The 17,763-nt window shown below is 41.1% G+C and carries 19 protein-coding genes; 18 read left to right on the top strand and 1 reads right to left on the bottom strand.

Features of this window, described 5'->3' with window-relative positions; translation table 11 throughout:
- Nucleotides 1-4 precede the first annotated feature (4 nt).
- The 7 genes from LC091_RS06505 to spoVM all read left to right on the top strand — a co-directional run bounded on the left by LC091_RS06505 (nucleotide 5) and on the right by spoVM (nucleotide 5,392).
- Nucleotides 5-754 (top strand): Stp1/IreP family PP2C-type Ser/Thr phosphatase, encoded by a 750-nt coding sequence (locus LC091_RS06505; RefSeq protein WP_226681221.1) that lies wholly within the window; start codon nucleotides 5-7, stop codon nucleotides 752-754.
- 5 nt (nucleotides 755-759) lie between these two features.
- Nucleotides 760-2,733, top strand: coding sequence for a Stk1 family PASTA domain-containing Ser/Thr kinase (pknB, locus tag LC091_RS06510; RefSeq protein WP_226681222.1), 1,974 nt, complete (start codon nucleotides 760-762; stop codon nucleotides 2,731-2,733).
- 18 nt (nucleotides 2,734-2,751) lie between these two features.
- The gene (rsgA, locus tag LC091_RS06515) at nucleotides 2,752-3,630 is read left to right on the top strand and encodes a ribosome small subunit-dependent GTPase A (RefSeq protein WP_226681224.1); all 879 of its coding nucleotides are present in this window, start codon (nucleotides 2,752-2,754) and stop codon (nucleotides 3,628-3,630) included.
- Nucleotides 3,631-3,632: 2 nt separating this feature from the next.
- A complete protein-coding gene (rpe, locus tag LC091_RS06520; RefSeq protein WP_226681226.1) occupies nucleotides 3,633-4,286 on the top strand; it encodes a ribulose-phosphate 3-epimerase in 654 nt (217 codons plus the stop codon).
- A 54-nt stretch (nucleotides 4,287-4,340) separates the two neighbouring features.
- On the top strand, nucleotides 4,341-4,526 hold the full coding sequence (locus LC091_RS06525) for a hypothetical protein (RefSeq protein WP_226681227.1): 186 nt from the start codon (nucleotides 4,341-4,343) through the stop codon (nucleotides 4,524-4,526).
- 57 nt (nucleotides 4,527-4,583) lie between these two features.
- Nucleotides 4,584-5,240, top strand: coding sequence for a thiamine diphosphokinase (locus LC091_RS06530; protein WP_226681229.1), 657 nt, complete (start codon nucleotides 4,584-4,586; stop codon nucleotides 5,238-5,240).
- Nucleotides 5,241-5,311: 71 nt separating this feature from the next.
- Nucleotides 5,312-5,392: a stage V sporulation protein SpoVM gene (gene spoVM, locus LC091_RS06535; RefSeq protein ID WP_060665857.1), complete on the top strand. Its 81-nt coding sequence runs from the start codon at nucleotides 5,312-5,314 to the stop codon at nucleotides 5,390-5,392.
- A gap of 498 nt (nucleotides 5,393-5,890) precedes the next feature.
- Here the strand turns inward: spoVM and rpmB are convergent, their stop codons facing one another.
- Entirely contained in the window at nucleotides 5,891-6,079 is a 189-nt protein-coding gene (gene rpmB / locus LC091_RS06540; protein WP_010193132.1) for a 50S ribosomal protein L28, read from the bottom strand.
- Between the two features lie 364 nt (nucleotides 6,080-6,443).
- Between rpmB and LC091_RS06545 the strand changes: the two genes are divergently transcribed.
- The 11 genes from LC091_RS06545 (at nucleotide 6,444) to rnc (ending at nucleotide 17,554) form a co-directional block, all read left to right on the top strand.
- On the top strand, nucleotides 6,444-6,806 hold the full coding sequence (locus LC091_RS06545; protein WP_226681230.1) for an Asp23/Gls24 family envelope stress response protein: 363 nt from the start codon (nucleotides 6,444-6,446) through the stop codon (nucleotides 6,804-6,806).
- Between the two features lie 16 nt (nucleotides 6,807-6,822).
- The gene (locus LC091_RS06550; RefSeq protein WP_226681232.1) at nucleotides 6,823-8,499 is read left to right on the top strand and encodes a DAK2 domain-containing protein; all 1,677 of its coding nucleotides are present in this window, start codon (nucleotides 6,823-6,825) and stop codon (nucleotides 8,497-8,499) included.
- 115 nt (nucleotides 8,500-8,614) lie between these two features.
- Nucleotides 8,615-9,277, top strand: a complete 663-nt coding sequence (sdaAB, locus tag LC091_RS06555) for an L-serine ammonia-lyase, iron-sulfur-dependent subunit beta (protein ID WP_226681234.1) — start codon at nucleotides 8,615-8,617, stop codon at nucleotides 9,275-9,277.
- 60 nt (nucleotides 9,278-9,337) lie between these two features.
- Nucleotides 9,338-10,225, top strand: a complete 888-nt coding sequence (gene sdaAA, locus LC091_RS06560; RefSeq protein ID WP_226681236.1) for an L-serine ammonia-lyase, iron-sulfur-dependent, subunit alpha — start codon at nucleotides 9,338-9,340, stop codon at nucleotides 10,223-10,225.
- On the top strand, nucleotides 10,218-12,266 hold the full coding sequence (recG, locus tag LC091_RS06565; RefSeq protein ID WP_226681238.1) for an ATP-dependent DNA helicase RecG: 2,049 nt from the start codon (nucleotides 10,218-10,220) through the stop codon (nucleotides 12,264-12,266). The genes sdaAA and recG overlap by 8 nt, the downstream gene beginning before the upstream one ends.
- A 557-nt stretch (nucleotides 12,267-12,823) precedes the next feature.
- Nucleotides 12,824-13,390, top strand: a complete 567-nt coding sequence (gene fapR, locus LC091_RS06570; RefSeq protein WP_010193141.1) for a transcription factor FapR — start codon at nucleotides 12,824-12,826, stop codon at nucleotides 13,388-13,390.
- Between the two features lie 19 nt (nucleotides 13,391-13,409).
- Nucleotides 13,410-14,429, top strand: coding sequence for a phosphate acyltransferase PlsX (plsX, locus tag LC091_RS06575; RefSeq protein ID WP_226681336.1), 1,020 nt, complete (start codon nucleotides 13,410-13,412; stop codon nucleotides 14,427-14,429).
- Complete coding sequence (fabD, locus tag LC091_RS06580) at nucleotides 14,429-15,385, top strand: ACP S-malonyltransferase (RefSeq protein ID WP_226681239.1); 957 nt, start codon at nucleotides 14,429-14,431, stop codon at nucleotides 15,383-15,385. Before plsX ends, fabD begins: the two co-directional genes overlap by 1 nt.
- Nucleotides 15,378-16,118 carry a 3-oxoacyl-[acyl-carrier-protein] reductase gene (fabG, locus tag LC091_RS06585; protein WP_226681241.1) on the top strand — a complete coding sequence of 247 codons (741 nt, stop codon included), beginning with the start codon at nucleotides 15,378-15,380 and terminating at the stop codon, nucleotides 16,116-16,118. The genes fabD and fabG overlap by 8 nt, the downstream gene beginning before the upstream one ends.
- A gap of 215 nt (nucleotides 16,119-16,333) precedes the next feature.
- The gene (gene acpP, locus LC091_RS06590) at nucleotides 16,334-16,567 is read left to right on the top strand and encodes an acyl carrier protein (RefSeq protein ID WP_010193151.1); all 234 of its coding nucleotides are present in this window, start codon (nucleotides 16,334-16,336) and stop codon (nucleotides 16,565-16,567) included.
- Between the two features lie 243 nt (nucleotides 16,568-16,810).
- Entirely contained in the window at nucleotides 16,811-17,554 is a 744-nt protein-coding gene (gene rnc, locus LC091_RS06595) for a ribonuclease III (RefSeq protein WP_404819666.1), read from the top strand.
- Nucleotides 17,555-17,763 lie beyond the last annotated feature (209 nt).

Raw genomic sequence — 17,763 nt, forward strand, 5'->3', positions numbered from 1 at the left:
GTTAATGGTCTTTTTAACAGATAGAGGGAGAGTTCGTTCACATAATGAAGACAATGGGGGAATTTTTGTTAATAAAGACGGCACAAAACTAGCAGTGGTTTGTGACGGTATGGGGGGCCATCAAGCAGGTGAAGTGGCAAGCGAAAGAGCAGTAAGCCACATCAAAGAAGTGTGGGAAGAGACAACCAATATCTCTTCCCCTGAACCTGCTGAGATCTGGTTGAAGACATTCATTCTTCAAGCCAATCAAACACTCTTTGACCATGCAAATTCCCATGAGGAATGCAATGGGATGGGAACTACAATCGTTGCTGCCATTATTGGCGATGGTTTTGTTACCCATGCACATGTCGGTGACAGTAGGATTTATCTTGTTTCAGAGGAAAGTGCCAAGCAATTAACAGAAGATCATACATTTGTTAATGAACTTGTTAAAACGGGGCAAATATCAAAGGTAGATGCAGAACATCATCCTAGAAAAAATGTTATACTACAGGCTTTAGGGACAGAAAAAACAGTGAAAATAGATATAAAAACCATTACATATGATGATCCAGGATATATTCTCCTTTGTTCAGACGGTTTGAGTGACAAAGTGAAAGACCGGGAGCTAGTTGAGGTTTTAAACAACGGGAACCATGCTTTGTCTGAAAAAGCAGAGGAATTAATAAGACGCGCCAACCATTACGGTGGGGAAGATAATATCACGGTTGCCATCTTGGAATTATCTGTCTCCGAAGCTGGGAGTGGGTGAAATAGGTGTTAATAGGTAAAAGATTAAATGATCGCTACAAAATTATGGAAGTCATTGGTGGCGGTGGAATGGCAAATGTTTACCTTGCCCATGACATGATTTTGGATCGTGATGTAGCAGTAAAAGTATTACGTTTAGATTTTGCAAATGATGAGGAATTTATTCGCCGCTTTAGAAGAGAGGCTCAATCTGCAACAAGCTTGGACCATCCGAATATAGTAAGCATTTATGATATTGGGGAAGAAGATGATATTTATTATATTGTGATGGAGCATGTGTCAGGAAAAACATTAAAACAGTACATTCAACAATATGCACCTGTGGAACAATATAATGCAGTGGAGATTATGAACCAGCTGACATCAGCTATTTCGCATGCCCATGAAAATGGTATAATCCACCGGGACATTAAACCGCAAAATATATTGATTGATGATTATGGTACTGTGAAAGTGACGGATTTCGGTATTGCCATGGCCTTGAGTTCTACAACGATTACTCAGACCAATTCCCTTTTAGGTTCTGTTCATTATTTATCTCCTGAACAGGCTAGAGGAAGTTTGGCAACGAAAAAATCTGATGTCTATGCATTAGGTATTGTAATGTTTGAATTGTTAACAGGAAGATTGCCGTTTTCCGGGGAATCTGCAGTTTCCATTGCTTTAAAGCATTTGCAATCACAAACGCCATCTCCAAAGCGTTGGAATCCTACTTTGCCTCAAAGTATGGAGAATGTTGTATTAAAAGCGATGGCTAAGGATCCGCTTCACCGCTATGCCTCTGTTGACGAAATGCAGGCAGATGTCATGACGGCGCTTGAACCAAGCCGTATGAATGAACCTAAATTTTATATACCTGATGACGATGAAGAGGCAACAAAAGCTATTCCAATTATTAAAGGCAGTTTAAATAATATTACAAATGAAGATGAAACTAGAATTCGTCCGCCAGAAACCAACCCTGTAAGCGAAAAAACAGAAGAACCACCGCCTCCAAAAAAGAAGAAAAAGAAAAAATGGGTCATTGGGATGTTACTCCTATTTTTACTGCTTGTTGGTGGTGGAATAGCTGCATTTACTCTATTACCATCCATGCTTCTTCCTAAAGATGTCACAGTTCCTGATGTGACGGATAAAGAGTATGACGATGCAGTCAAAGAACTGATAGATTTAGGTTTTGTTTTAGAAGAACCAAAAGAGGAACCTAGTGATGATATTGAAGAGGGAAGAGTAACGAGAACTTTCCCTGAAGCAGGAGAGGTAGTTAAAGAAGGCAAAGCAATTACCATCTTCCAAAGCTTAGGCAAAGAAAAAGTCGAAATGGCTGATTACACGGGGCTTCCAGTCAATGAGGCTATTAATCGGATACAAGCAGCCAAATATGACGACCATGAAATTGAGGAAATTCACTCTGATGAAGTACCTGAAGGACAAGTCATCCGACAAGAACCCGAGGCTGGGGAGAGTGTAGTCCCGGAAGAAACAATAGTAAAGCTAATTGTCTCTATGGGTTCAAGTCCTATTGAACTGGACAATTATCAAGGATCTTCCATTGAGTTTGCACAACGACATCTTGCGAGCTTAGAATTAGTTCCAGAAGTGACAAGAGAGTATAATGATTCTGTATCTGAAGGGAATATTATTAAACAGGATCCTGCACCAGAATCCCAAGTGAAAAAAGGGGATACCATTAAACTTATCGTTTCTGATGGGCCACAACCTGGTGATAAGACAGTGGATATACCACTTGAAGTAACATATGATCCGGAAGAAGAAGGCGCAGAGCAGACAGTTGAATTATATTTAGAGGACCTTAATAACACAATGGAAGGTGAACCAAAAGAAACCTTTATTATTACGGAGGACTTGATCACCAGTTTCACGGTAACAGTGGCTTATAAACAACAGGCTAAATACAAAATTGTCGTAGATGGGAAAGAAGTAGAAAATAAAACCATTAACTATGACGATATAGAGTAATTATTAAGGAGTGAGTGTATGCCAGAAGGCAAGATTGTCAAAGCATTGAGCGGCTTTTACTATGTTTTGACAGCGGATGGCGATATTACCCAATGCAGGGGTAGAGGGGTTTTCCGAAAAAATAAGATAACCCCTCTTGTTGGGGACTCAGTTGTATTTCAAGCAGAAAACGACCAAGAAGGATACATTATGGATGTACTTCCTCGTAAAAACGAGCTTGTAAGACCGCCAATCGCTAACATTGATCAGGCAATCCTTGTGTTTTCTGCGATGGAACCTGAATTCAGTACGGTTCTTTTGGATCGATTCCTTGTGCTGATTGAGTCAAAAGGGGTCAGTCCATTGATTTGTATTTCTAAAATGGATCTTCTTGATGAAGATGCCAACCTCCTGGCGTTTGCGGATTATTATCGTTCGATAGGTTATGAAGTTCTATTAACTTCTACCAAGGAACCAGAGCAGCTTAAAGAAATACTGCCATACCTGAAAGATAAGACATCCGTAATTGCGGGACAATCAGGAGTTGGAAAGTCATCTCTTTTGAACGTGTTACGCCCAGAGTTAGAATTAAAAACAGATAATATTTCCTCCCACTTAGGACGAGGAAAGCACACGACAAGGCATGTGGAGCTGATGGAAATCAACCATGGCTTTGTTGCGGACACGCCAGGTTTCAGTTCACTAGAATTCCTTGAAATGGAAGCGGAAGACGTAAAAGATTGTTTTCCAGAATTCGTAGAAAAAAGCCATGATTGCAAGTTTCGAGGATGTACTCACCTTAAAGAACCAAAATGTGCGGTTAAAGAAGCAGTCGAAAACGAAGAAATTGCTTCCTACCGATATAAACACTACGTTTCTTTTGTAGAAGAAATAAAAGACAGAAAGCCGAGGTACTAAATATGATAAAAATCGCCCCTTCCATTCTAAGTGCGGACTTTGCCAACTTAGGAAAAGACATTCTAGATGTGGAACAAGGAGGAGCAGACTATATTCATATTGATGTGATGGACGGACATTTTGTACCAAACATCACCATTGGTCCTTTAATCGTCGAAGCAGTTCGCCCCATCACAAAGCTGCCTTTGGATGTGCATCTGATGATTGAAAATCCTGATGCATATATTGCTGATTTTGCCAAAGCAGGTGCTGACATCATTTCCGTTCATGTGGAAGCATGTCGTCATCTTCACCGCACCATCCAGCATATTAAGTCACAAGGTGTAAAAGCTGGTGTAGTTATCAATCCTGCAACACCGGTTGAGAGCATCATTCCTATTTTGAATAATGTGGATTTGGTGCTTTTAATGACAGTCAACCCCGGATTTGGCGGTCAGGCTTTCATCCATGATGTATTGCCGAAAATTAAGCAGGTAGCTTCCTTGGCGAAAGAAAGAGGATTGTCCATTGATATTGAGGTTGATGGTGGCGTGAATCCTGAAACAGCTAAGCTATGTGTGGAAGCAGGTGCAAACGTTTTGGTTGCCGGATCTGCCATCTACAACAAAGAAGATCGTAAACAGGCAATCTCCTCCATCAGAAGCAACTTATCATAATTACTGGATTGCTGCGGCATGCTAAAGGTAAATGGTGAGGGAGGAACTTCTAAGATGAATATTTCGAAGGATGACCAGGCAATACTTGAACAAGCATTGCACTCCGCATTGGCCAATAGCACAGACTATAACGAAATTGACATGTATGAACAGTTGCTGAAGAAGTTTTCTTCAGGTGAAGTAGTAAATAAACAACTGGACGGATTTCGTTATGACTATGACGACTCCTCCAGCACGTAAAAAGTCTTCGTTAATGAAGGCTTTTTTACGTTAAAAAGTTTTAAGGGGAGATGCAAATTGATTATACATATTGTTGCAGGGGGACCGATAGAGCGGATTCCTGAATTGCAAGATTGGCAGGATGAAGATGTGCTTTGGGTGGGGGTAGATAGAGGGGTTGCTTATTTACTTGAGCATAATATCTTACCAGCTAAAGCTTTTGGTGACTTTGATTCCATTACAAGTGAAGAACTTCATACAATAAAAGCACAACTCCCTCATGCAGAGGTCTTTCCTAGTGAAAAAGACGAGACAGATACAGAAATTGCAGTGAACTGGGCGCTTTGCCAGGATCCAGCAATTATCAGAATTTTTGGAGGAACGGGTGGCAGGCTGGATCACTTTTTAGGGAACATACAGCTTCTGTTAAAAGGACTGGAGAGTGGGGTGTTAATCGAAATCCACGATATTCAAAATCAACTTTTTGCCCTTAGGGAAGGTACATACTCTATCAAGGAAGATGAGTCTCTGCCATTTATTTCATTTATGCCTATCACCCCTGATGTGAAAGGTATCACGCTCAAGGGATTTAAATATCCTTTAGAAAAAAAGCATATTCGCTTTGGGGACACACTATGTATTAGTAATGAACTTGAAGTGGAAAGTGGTACTTTTTCATTTGATGAAGGCATATTAATGGTGATAAGGAGCCGTGATTATCATCCATTATCTTAAGACGGTCCCAGCGATCCGCTAATTTGCAACCTGATTTAATAAAAAGGTAAAAGTTCGGAGGAGGGAATGTAATGAAATTTTATACAATCAAACTACCTAGGTTCTTGGGGGGAATAATCCGGGCTATGCTTGGGTCGTTTAAAAAGGAGTAAGGCACCTGGAAAGGGTGCTTTTTTTATAAATGAATAGTGTTTTGATTGAAAATGATGCCTGATTCAGAGGTGGCAAGGTATGTAAGTTGGGCAAATGTCCGAAGATTTGTTGATTTTGACCGAAGTTTTCCGAAAGTTGACCGAAGATTTTGCAAAGTTGGCCGAAGTTTCGGATAAATGACCGAACCAATTTTTCAATTGACCGAACACCACTATAAAATTGACCAAACATTCAATCGATTTGTCCGAACCCTATTGAAAAAAGTAGGGAGAATGACCGAACCTGTTAAAAAATTGACCGAACCAATTTTTACTTGATAAAAAAACAACTATAACATAGGAATTACAACAATTTTTTGCGATTTTACAAAGATGTATACGGTAAGATAGTTATGTAAACCAATATCAATACCAAATCAACCAACACCAAAACTCAACCAAAAGTAAAAAGCGACAAGGATCATCTCCCTGTCGCTTCTTTATGTGCGCAAATATTAATTAAACGCGCTCAACTTTACCTGATTTTAAAGCTCTTGCAGAAACGTATACACGCTTTGGCTTACCATCTACTAAGATGCGAACTTTTTGAAGGTTTGCACCCCAAGTACGACGAGTAGAGTTCATTGCGTGAGAACGTGCGTTTCCAGAACCAGTCTTTTTGCCTGTAATTACACATTTACGTGCCATGTTCAATTCCCTCCTAACTACAAAGAAACATCATTCAATATTTTCATTAGTAATAAGAAAGTACCTTCTTATTATTGCGAGAAGAACCATACATAAGGTCTACGTCTAAAGAAGTACCCTTCTGCATCGTTTTTCTTTACCAAAATAATCTCTTGAAAATACTTATATAATTTAACATACTACCCCACACTTTGCAATAGTTCTAAGGAAAGCTTTCAAGAAAAAAACCTTGACATACATGTTTTTAGCATTCAGTATAATAATAGTATTATTAGAATAGTACCCGCCTGCTTTTAAAATGAACGTTTTTATAGTAAAATAGCGTGTAGACAAGGTGAAAAATCCAATTGAAGGGGGAACCTTTATGTCCATCGAACTAAAAACATCCTATGGTCAAATAGATATTTCTAACGATGTAGTTGCTACTATTGCTGGTGGAGCTGCAATTGATTGTTACGGAATAGTAGGCATGGCCTCTAAAAGCCAATTGAAAGATGGGTTATCCGAAATACTTAGAAAAGAGAATTTCACAAAAGGTGTGATCGTGCGCCAAGAAGAAGACCAGTTACATATCGACATGTACATCATCGTAAGCTACGGGACAAAGATTTCCGAGGTGGCTCACAACGTACAAACGAAAGTGAAATATACCTTGAATCAAATGCTCGGTCTTTCCGTTGATTCTTTAAATATTTATGTACAGGGAGTTCGAGTTACGAACCCGTAATAAGGAGGAAATTTTAGTGTCAGTAAAAGTTCTAAATGGGAAACGTTTTGCACAAATGGTTATCCAAGGTGCAAATCATTTATCAAACAACGCCAAAACAGTAGATGCGTTGAACGTTTTTCCGGTTCCGGATGGAGATACGGGAACAAATATGAATCTTTCTATTACTTCAGGAGCGAAAGAAGTAAAGGGTAATGTTTCTGAGCATATCGGAAAGGTTGGTTCTGCTCTGGCTAAAGGCCTACTTATGGGTGCAAGAGGTAACTCAGGGGTAATTTTATCCCAATTATTCCGAGGATTCTCTAAACATATTGAAGCGAAAGAAACAATTACAAGTAAAGACTTTGCACAAGCTTTGGAAGCTGGAGTTCAAACAGCATATAAAGCCGTTATGAAGCCTGTGGAAGGAACTATTCTTACTGTAGCGAAAGATGCTGCAAAGAAGGCGGTTGCTGTAGCGAAAAATGAAGAAGACATCATTGTATTGATGGAAGAAACGTTAAAAGAAGCAAATGCTTCCCTTAAACGCACACCGGACCTTCTTCCTGTCTTAAAAGAAGTGGGAGTAGTGGACAGCGGCGGCCAAGGTTTAGTTTACATTTATGAAGGATTCCTTGCAGAGCTAAAGGGGCAAAGAATCGAGGATATCGTTCCTTCTACTACCATGAACGAGCTTGTTAATGCAGAACATCATAAAAATGTTCACTCTGCTATCAATACAGAAGATATTGAATTTGGCTACTGTACAGAGTTTATGGTTAAGTTTGAAGAAGAAAAAGTGCAAGCTAATCCTTTTACAGAAGAAAACTTCCGTAACGACCTGTCTGAATACGGGGATTCTCTGTTAGTTATTGCCGATGAAGAAATCGTTAAAGTACACATTCATGCAGAACAGCCTGGTAATGTTTTGACTTATGCTCAAAAATATGGAAGCCTGATTAACATGAAGATTGAAAATATGAGAGAACAGCACAGCAACCTTCTTTTTGAAGAAGATGCTTACCCTGCTCCAAAACCTGAAATGAACAAAAAACGCGAGAAATTTGGGATAATCACGGTAGCAATGGGTGAAGGAATTGCCGAGCTTTTTAAAAGCATCGGAGCAAAGGCAGTCATTGAAGGCGGCCAAACAATGAACCCAAGTACAGAGGATATTCTAAAAGCAATTGATGAAGTGAATGCTGAAAATGTGATCATCTTGCCAAATAACAGCAACATCATCATGGCGGCAAAACAGGCTGCAGAAGTTGCGGAGCAAAATGTAGCGGTTGTTGAAAGTAAAACAGTCCCACAAGGGATGGCAGCAATTCTTGCATTCAACCCGACTGGGGAGCTTGCTGACAACGAAGTGACGATGAAAGATGCTTTAAGTTCAGTAAAAACAGGACAAATCACATTTGCTGTCAGAGATACGAATATTGATGGCGTTGAAATACAGAAAAATGATTTCATGGGAATTGCTGATGGTAAAATTGTTCTTACTAACAAAGACAAAAAATCAGCTGCAAAGGAACTTCTTACATCCATGATGGACGAAGACTCCGAAATTCTTACTGTCATCTATGGTGAAGATGTATCAGAAGAAGATGTAGAGGAACTTGTTAGTGAATTAGAAGAATCCTATCCGGATGTGGAAGTAGAAGTCCATAACGGAAAACAGCCACTATATTCCTTTATCTTTTCGATCGAGTAGGCTAAAATTATATTTGAAAATAAAAGAAGGGGTAACACCCTTCTTTTGTATGTGAAGAAATAAAAAAAGTTTCTGGGGTAAGTTACAGTAAACCGACATAGGGGAGTGGGCAGGCATGAAATATAAAAGTGTATTTGATATTATTGGCCCCATCATGATAGGACCATCAAGTTCCCATACAGCTGGCGCTGCTAGAATTGGCCGTGTGGCAAGAAGTCTATTCGGAAGGCAGCCAAAGTGGGCGAACATATCATTTTTCGGTTCGTTTGCTAAAACCTATAAAGGGCATGGTACAGATGTAGCGATTGTAGGAGGATTACTAGATTTTGATACATTTGATGAAAGAATCAAAACCTCTCTTCAAATTGCAGATTCTTTAGGAGTTTCCATTACCTTTCATGAGGAAGATGCCATCACAGACCATCCGAATACGGCAAAAGTGGTAATCGGAGATGAAAATGGGGAATTAGAGCTTGTCGGCATTTCGATAGGCGGAGGGAAAATTGAGATTACTGAGTTGAATGGGTTTGCATTAAAACTTTCAGGAAATCACCCGGCATTGCTTGTTGTGCATGATGACCGTTATGGTGCGATCGCAGGTGTTGCGAATGTGTTAGCGAAGTTTGCCATAAACATTGGCCATATGGAAGTTTCCCGCAAAGAAAAAGGACAACAAGCCTTAATGACCATAGAAGTGGATCAAAATATAGATGATGTAGTGATTCAAGAATTATCAGCACTGCCAAACATCACTCAAGTTACAAAAATTGTGGACTAGCTTTTAGAATAATAATGATAGCGCTTTCATATGATGTATAGCTCTTAAGGGGGAAAAATCATGTTTCGTAATGTTGCAGAATTGATTGAAATAGCACAAAGTAGTAACAAGAAGATTTCAGAGATAATGATTGAACAGGAAATGGAATTTACGGGTAGAACACGCGAGGAAATTTTCGAACAGATGGACAAAAACCTTACTATCATGGAGCAGGCTGTTGAGAGAGGGCTTGAAGGTGTAAGATCTGTGTCGGGTTTAACGGGCGGCGATGCGGTACTTCTTCAAAAGTATATTGAAAAAGGCAATTTCCTGACAGGTAAAAATATATTGGATGCAGTGAGTAAAGCGGTTGCTACAAATGAAGTAAATGCCGCCATGGGGACAATCTGTGCCACTCCAACGGCTGGTTCTGCCGGGGTAGTACCTGGAACACTTTTTGCCGTAAAAAACGTGCTCAACCCAACAAGAGAAGAAATGATCAACTTTTTATTCACCTCAGGAGCTTTCGGATTCGTTGTTGCCAATAATGCCTCTATCTCCGGTGCTGCTGGAGGATGTCAGGCTGAAGTGGGTTCTGCTTCAGGGATGGCAGCAGCTGCTATCGTGGAAATGGCTGGCGGGACTCCCGATCAATGTGCACAAGCAATGGCCATTACCCTAAAAAACATGTTAGGATTAGTATGTGACCCTGTTGCAGGTCTAGTTGAAGTACCATGCGTGAAGCGTAATGCAATGGGTGCAGCAAATGCAATGGTCGCAGCAGACATGGCACTTGCGGGGATTACTAGCAGGATCCCATGTGATGAAGTAATTGACGCAATGTACAAGATTGGACAGACGATGCCTACTGCACTTAAAGAAACTGCACAAGGAGGGTTGGCGGCAACACCAACTGGTCGTGAATTAGAAGCGAAAATATTTGGTGTTCCCTTACAAAAAGGTGACTAATTTATCCGAAACGACAGTAACAACCTTAAAAGGCATTGGGGAAGAAACCGCAAATTCCCTGCATGCAATGGGAATTTACTCAGTAGAAGACCTGCTGATGCATTTCCCGTACAGGTATGAAGATTATCGGCTTAGAGATATATCAGAAGTAAAACATGAAGAGAAAATAACGGTAGAAGGGAAGGTTCATGGAGAGCCTTCTCTTATGTATTTTGGCAAAAAGAAATCCAGGCTTACTTTTCGTTTTTTTGTTGGTCGTTTTTTAGTGAAGGCGGTTTGTTTCAACCGGCCATATTACAAAAATAAACTTTCCATCAACGACACCATCACCATTACAGGAAAATGGGACCAGCATCGTCAAACGATCACTGTTATGGAGATTCACTTTGGACCATTCATGAAAGAAAGTGAAGTGGAACCTGTCTACTCGGTTAAGGGGAATATTACCGTCAAGCAGATGCGTAAGTTCATCGGAAGCGCGCTGCAAACATATGGAACCGATTTGGAAAGTGCACTTCCTGTTTCTCTTTTACAAAAATACAAACTCCCATCTAAAGGTGATTCAGTAAGAGCGCTACATAACCCAGTCAATCAAGAAACGCTGAAACATGCAAGGCGGTATTTTGTTTATGAGGAATTTTTACTTTTTCAGCTGAAAATTCAGGCGTTACGAAAATATAAGCGTGAGCAAACAGAAGGACTTGTTCATGAATTTTCTAAAAGTAAGCTTCAACAATTCATCCGTACACTTCCATTTCCCCTGACAGGTGCACAAAATAGGGTGTTGGGAGAAATCTTAGGTGATATGACTTCCCCATACCGGATGAACCGCTTATTACAAGGTGATGTTGGTTCAGGAAAAACAGTGGTTGCGGCAATCTCTCTATATGGTGCCCATCTTTCTGGTTACCAAGGTGCATTGATGGTGCCAACAGAAATCCTTGCTGAACAACATGCCCAATCATTAACAAGTCTGTTCAGCGAAACCGAAGTCAACATAGAACTGTTAACAAGTTCCGTAAAAGGCAAGCGACGCAGGGAGCTCTTGGAAAGGTTGGCTAATGGTGAAATTGATATTCTTGTCGGTACGCATGCTTTAATACAAGAAGAAGTGAACTTTAAAAGACTTGGCCTGGTCATAACAGATGAGCAGCATCGCTTTGGAGTCGAACAACGTAGGGTCCTCCGCGAAAAAGGATCAAATCCGGATGTCCTGTTTATGACGGCGACGCCAATTCCGAGGACACTAGCCATTACAGCTTTTGGGGAAATGGATGTTTCCATTATCGACGAAATGCCGGCAGGTCGAAAAGCAATAGAGACTTATTGGGCCAAACATCAAATGATTGACAGGGTACTTGGCTTTGTAGAAAAGGAACTTCAAAAAGGCAGGCAAGCATATGTCATCTGCCCACTTATTGAAGAATCGGAAAAGCTTGACGTACAAAATGCGATAGATGTGCATGATATGCTTACGCATTACTACCGTGGTAAATGGAAAATCGGCTTAATGCATGGCAGGTTGAGTTCGGATGAAAAAGAAAAAGTCATGGAAGCTTTCAGTGAAAATGAAGTGCAACTCCTTGTTTCCACCACCGTTGTAGAAGTCGGGGTCAATGTTCCGAATGCGACTATGATGGTGATCTATGATGCGGAGCGCTTTGGTCTTTCCCAACTGCATCAGCTACGAGGCCGTGTTGGGCGTGGTAGTGAACAATCCTATTGCATTTTGCTTGCAGATCCCAAGTCAGAAGTTGGGAAAGAACGGATGAAAATCATGACAGAAACGAATGACGGTTTTGTGCTATCAGAGAAAGACTTGGAACTGCGAGGCCCAGGTGATTTCTTTGGCAGAAAACAAAGCGGTGTACCGGAATTTAAAGTCGCTGATATGGTTCATGATTACAGAGCCCTTGAAGTAGCGAGGCAGGATGCGCATGATCTTCTCTATTCTGATAGTTTTTGGGTGGACGGGGAGTATAAAGGCTTACGGGAAATGATTCAACACTCAGGGATTTTAGATGGTGACAAATTGGATTAATAGAGGCAGTGTGAAGCCGTTTTGCTGGCTTGCTCTGCCTTTTTGTACAAAAGATAAGAAAGTATAAAAATCGGTTGATTTCCGTTCCAGGCGCTTCGCTTGCCTGCGGGCGGTCCGGGAGCCTCCTCGGCTTCGCCTGCGGGGTCTCCCCTGTCCCTTCCTCCCGCGGGCGTCTGCGCGCCTTCCACTTCAATCAACAAGATGGCTTCATTCATTTAAGGGTTAATGAAAGTCGTCTAACTGAGTTAACTGTAAAGCACTAACCTTTCGTTCACATAAGTTCAGCTGTGGATTGGAGCAAAAGGCGAAGACTCCAGCGGGGGAGTAACGGTAGCTTGAGACCCCGCAACGAAGTGAGGAGGCTCAAGCACCGTCCCGCGGAAAGCGAAGCCATTTGCGGAAAGGAACAGCGGTGCATAATTAAGCAACTAAAAAAGACCGGGCTGTTTTTGCCGGTTTTTCTTACCATATCAGCAAATTTTGTCTTGCAATATGCTTTTTATGTATATATACTACTATTAGTACCTAGTCATAATAGTTCGGATGGTGTGTAATATATGAGACGAAACAAAAAGGAGCGCCAGTTATCTTTAAAGGATAAGATACAGGAAAACCCTTTTATAACAGATGAAGAACTTGCAGATTTTTTTCAAGTCAGCATCCAAACAGTACGATTGGATCGTCTGGAATTAAATATTCCTGAATTACGGGAGAGAATTAAAAACGTGGCTGCAAGGACGCTTGAGAAAGAAGTGAAATCCCTACCTCTTGATGAAGTGATTGGGGAAATTATTGATCTTCAATTAGACGAGAGCGCGATTTCCATTTTTGATGTTCAAAGTGAGCATGTTTTTAAGCGAAATCAAATTACTCGGGGGCATCACTTGTTTGCACAAGCCAATTCTTTGGCGGTTGCCGTCATCAATGATGAACTGGCGTTAACTGCAAAAGCTACCATTCGATTTACACGACCTGTTAAATTGGGCGAAAGAATTGTTGCAAAAGCCTTCGTTAGTAAAGTGGATAAAGAAAAAGGTAGAACAACTGTAGAAGTGAAAAGCTCTGTCGGAAGTGAAAAAGTATTCCATGGTGAGTTTGAAATGTTCCGCTCTACAAGTTCTTAATTAAAGGCAGGTTATAATGATGAGAATTGCCATTGATGCAATGGGTGGCGATCATGCACCAAAGACTATTGTAGAAGGTGTTATGAAAGCTGTTGAGAAATATAATGATGTTACGTTTACCCTTGTTGGGGATGAAAATAAAATACGACCATACTTAACGAATGAAAAACAAATAACTATTTTACATACAGAAGAGGTTATTTCAGGAGATGAGGAACCGGTTCGGGCAGTACGCCGTAAAAAGAACGCCTCTATGGTCCTGATGGCCAAAGAAGTAAAAGAGGGACGAGCAGATGCCTGTATTTCAGCAGGGAATACTGGTGCCTTAATGACGGCAGGATTATTGATTGTCGGCAGAATCAAAGGGATTGAACGCCCTGCGCTATCGCCTACTTTACCGACTGTTGACGGTAAAGGGTTTGTTATGTTGGATGTAGGTGCAAATGCAGATGCGAAACCAGAGCATTTATTCCAATATGCTCTGATGGGATCCATCTACGCAGAAAAGGTTCGCGGTGTAAAAGCTCCTCGTGTAGGTTTACTGAATGTAGGAACTGAAGATAAAAAAGGGAATGAACTGACAAAAGCTGCTTTTGAATACATTAAAGAATCCAATGCGGTACACTTTATCGGAAATGTAGAGGCAAGGGATTTGTTGAACGGAGTAGCGGATGTGGTGGTAACAGACGGGTTTACCGGAAACATCACGTTAAAAGCCATTGAAGGAACAGCCCTTTCTGTGTTTGACATGTTAAAAGAGGTTCTAACAAGTGACCTGAAAAGCAAGCTTGCAGCAGCTGTGTTGAAACCAAAACTTAAAACTATCAAAACGAAAATGGACTACTCAGAATACGGTGGGGCGGCTCTATTTGGCTTAAAGGCACCAGTTGTCAAGGCACATGGCTCTTCTGATGACAATGCTGTCTTCAATGCCATCCGTCAAACACGTGAAATGCTACAAAAAGATATGGTAGGTACCATTGCGAATACTATTGAGAAAATGGAGTTTGTGACTTCACAAGAGAACGGAGGAAAATAATGGGGAAGGTTGCATTTGTTTTTCCAGGACAAGGTTCACAGATTGTTGGGATGGCTCAAGAACTAGCCACTGAATATAAAGAAGTGCAAGCGGTGATTGATCAGGCAGACGAGAAATTAGGTTACAAACTTTCTTCCTTAATGTTTGAAGGGCCACAAGAAGAGCTTACACTGACATATAATGCCCAGCCTGCGCTCCTGACTTCAAGTATTGCTATTTTGCAACTGCTTAAACAAGCAGGCATTAGAGCAGATTATACGGCTGGACATAGCCTCGGCGAATATTCTGCTCTTGTAGCGGCAGATGCCATCAGTTTTGAAGATGCTGTCTATACGGTCCATATGCGCGGAAAATACATGGAAGAAGCAGTTCCAGCTGGTGTTGGATCCATGGCGGCAGTGCTTGGTCTTGAAGAGAGTTTACTGAAAGAAGCTTGTGAAGAAGCATCCTCGGAAGCTGGACCTGTTCAACTTGCAAACTTAAATTGTCCGGGGCAGATTGTCATATCTGGTTCCGCAGAAGGTGTGTCGCTGGCGTCTGAAAAGGCGAAGGCAAAAGGTGCTAAAAAAGTGATTCCTCTAGTAGTTAGCGGTCCTTTTCATTCCAGTTTGATGAAACCTGCAGCATCCAAGCTTGAAGATACATTGTCATCGATTTCTATCAATGAATCTACTTTTCCCGTTATTGCAAATGTGGATGCGGACGAAATGAGAAGCGCCTCAGAGATTCCTGTGAAGCTTGTGGAGCAGCTCTACTCTCCTGTTCGCTGGGAACAATCTGTAGAGAAGTTGATAGATCTTGGAGTGGATACGTTTATCGAAGTGGGCCCAGGGAAAGTGTTATCAGGTCTTATCAAGAAAGTGAATCGCAGAGCAACGACGATTCCGGTTTACGATAAAGAAACACTACAAAAAGCGATCGATCACTTTAAAAAGGAGGACTCTACAAATGCTTAAAGGAAAAACAGCCGTTGTAACTGGGGCGTCACGCGGAATTGGACGTGCCGTTGCACTTGAACTAGCAGAACATGGTGCAAATGTAGTTGTCAACTATTCTGGAAGCGAAGCAAAGGCTTATGAAGTAGTGGAAGCTATCAAAGAAATGGGTAGCGAGGCTATCGCTGTACGTTGTAATGTTGGAAGCATGGAAGACGTACAAGCAATGATGAAAGAAGCTCTCACTCAGTTCGGTACAATAGATATTCTTGTGAATAATGCCGGTATCACCCGTGATAACCTTCTTATGCGAATGAAGGAAGACGAGTGGGATGATGTGATTAACATCAATCTTAAAGGTGTGTTCAATGCTACAAAAGCAGTAACTCGCCAAATGATGAAACAACGATCAGGACGAATCATCAACATTGCATCCATCGTCGGCGTAATGGGGAATGCGGGGCAGGCAAACTATGTAGCGGCAAAAGCTGGTGTTATTGGTCTAACAAAATCAACGGCACGCGAGTTGGCTTCCCGCCATATCACCGTAAATGCAATCGCACCTGGGTTCATCACAACGGATATGACGGATAAACTAACAGAAGAAGTTAAAACGGAAATGCTCAAGCAAATCCCTCTCGCAAGATTTGGAGAAGCAAAAGACATTGCCTCTATCGTATCTTTCCTAGCATCAGAAAAAAGTGCCTACATTACCGGCCAAACCCTCCACGTAGACGGCGGAATGGTGATGTAAGTTTAAGTGATTTACCCTGATGACTGGAGTGCAAGGTGTGAGACTCCAGCGGGGGAGTAACGGTAGGTTGAGACCCCGCAGGTGAAGCCGAGGAGGCTCAAGCACCGTCCCGCGGAAAGCGAACACCTGGAACGGAAGTCAACAGGGAGTATATACAACTTTCACTAGTTTTTTAAAGCTAAATTCACTATAATACTTGAGGGGAGGTGAAAGTTATGGCAGATGTATTAGAGCGTGTAACAAAGATCATTGTTGATCGTTTAGGTGTAGACGAGTCCGAGGTGAACCTTGATTCCAAATTCAAAGACGATTTGGGTGCTGACTCTCTTGATGTAGTTGAACTAGTAATGGAACTTGAAGACGAGTTTGATATGGAAATTTCAGACGACGAAGCAGAAAACATTACAACAGTTGCCGATGCGGTAAACTACATAAAAGCAAACGCTTAATCTTTCTTGATTGTCCCACTAAGGTGGGACTTTTTGTTTTTATGGGCATAATATAACTTGAATTTCAGGATAAAAATACCTTTTAGCAACAAAAGATTACGGAATATACATTATTTCAAGCAAGTTGCTATTTGTATCCTCTAAATAATTTGTTAAAATAGTAATGTTATACAACTTTCATCATCAAAAAGAAGAACGTTGCCATCTTAGTGAAAGAAGATTGTATGTTGGAGGCTCCTTTACATGACCAGAAACAGAAGTAGAATAAATGAAATGAAAAACGAAGCAACAAAAAAGAATTTTGTTATGCTTCAAGAAAAATTAGGAGTTAAGTTTCATAATGAGAAACTTTTATATCAAGCTTTCACCCATTCATCCTATGTGAATGAGCATCGCAGAAAGCCCTACGAGGACAATGAGCGTTTGGAGTTTTTAGGTGACGCTGTTTTAGAGTTGACCATTTCTCAATTTCTATATAAAAAATACCCAATGATGAGTGAAGGTCAATTAACAAAACTAAGAGCGTCTATTGTATGTGAACCTTCTTTGGTTTCATTCGCCAATGATCTTTCGTTCGGACAATATGTACTGCTCGGTAAAGGAGAAGAAATTACAGGTGGAAGAGCGAGACCAGCACTGCTTGCCGATGTATTTGAGGCATTTATTGGCGCCTTGTATCTGGATCTTGGCTTAGATACCGTTTTCCAATTCCTTGAAAAGTATGTGTACCCTAAAATTAACGAAGGTGCTTTTTCTCATGTGATGGATTTCAAAAGTCAACTGCAAGAGATGATACAACGCAACGCGCTTGGAATAATTGAGTATGAAGTGCTCGAAGAAAAAGGCCCAGCCCACAACCGTGAATTTGTGTCAAAAGTTTCTTTGAATAAAGAAGAGATGGGTATTGGAGTCGGCCGTTCTAAAAAAGAAGCAGAACAACATGCTGCTCAATTTGCTCTGCAGAAACTAAAAAAAGTCAGAAAGTGAAGGTAGGCGATCCCTTGGTGTCTCAATATACCTTAAGGATCGCTTACTTTCTGTTACATAAAGTCCGCATAATTGTAAAAGACTTCTAGCTGTTAATTGGAGCAAAAGGCGAAGACTCCAGCGGGGGAGTAGCGACAATGTTGAGACCCCGCAGGCTTGCCGAGGAGGCACAAGGTCGCCCCGCGGAAAGCGAAGCTATTTGCGGAAAT

The sequence above is a fragment of the Sutcliffiella horikoshii genome, assembly GCF_020524325.1.
Classification (GTDB): Bacteria; Bacillota; Bacilli; order Bacillales; family Bacillaceae_I; genus Sutcliffiella_A; species Sutcliffiella_A horikoshii_D.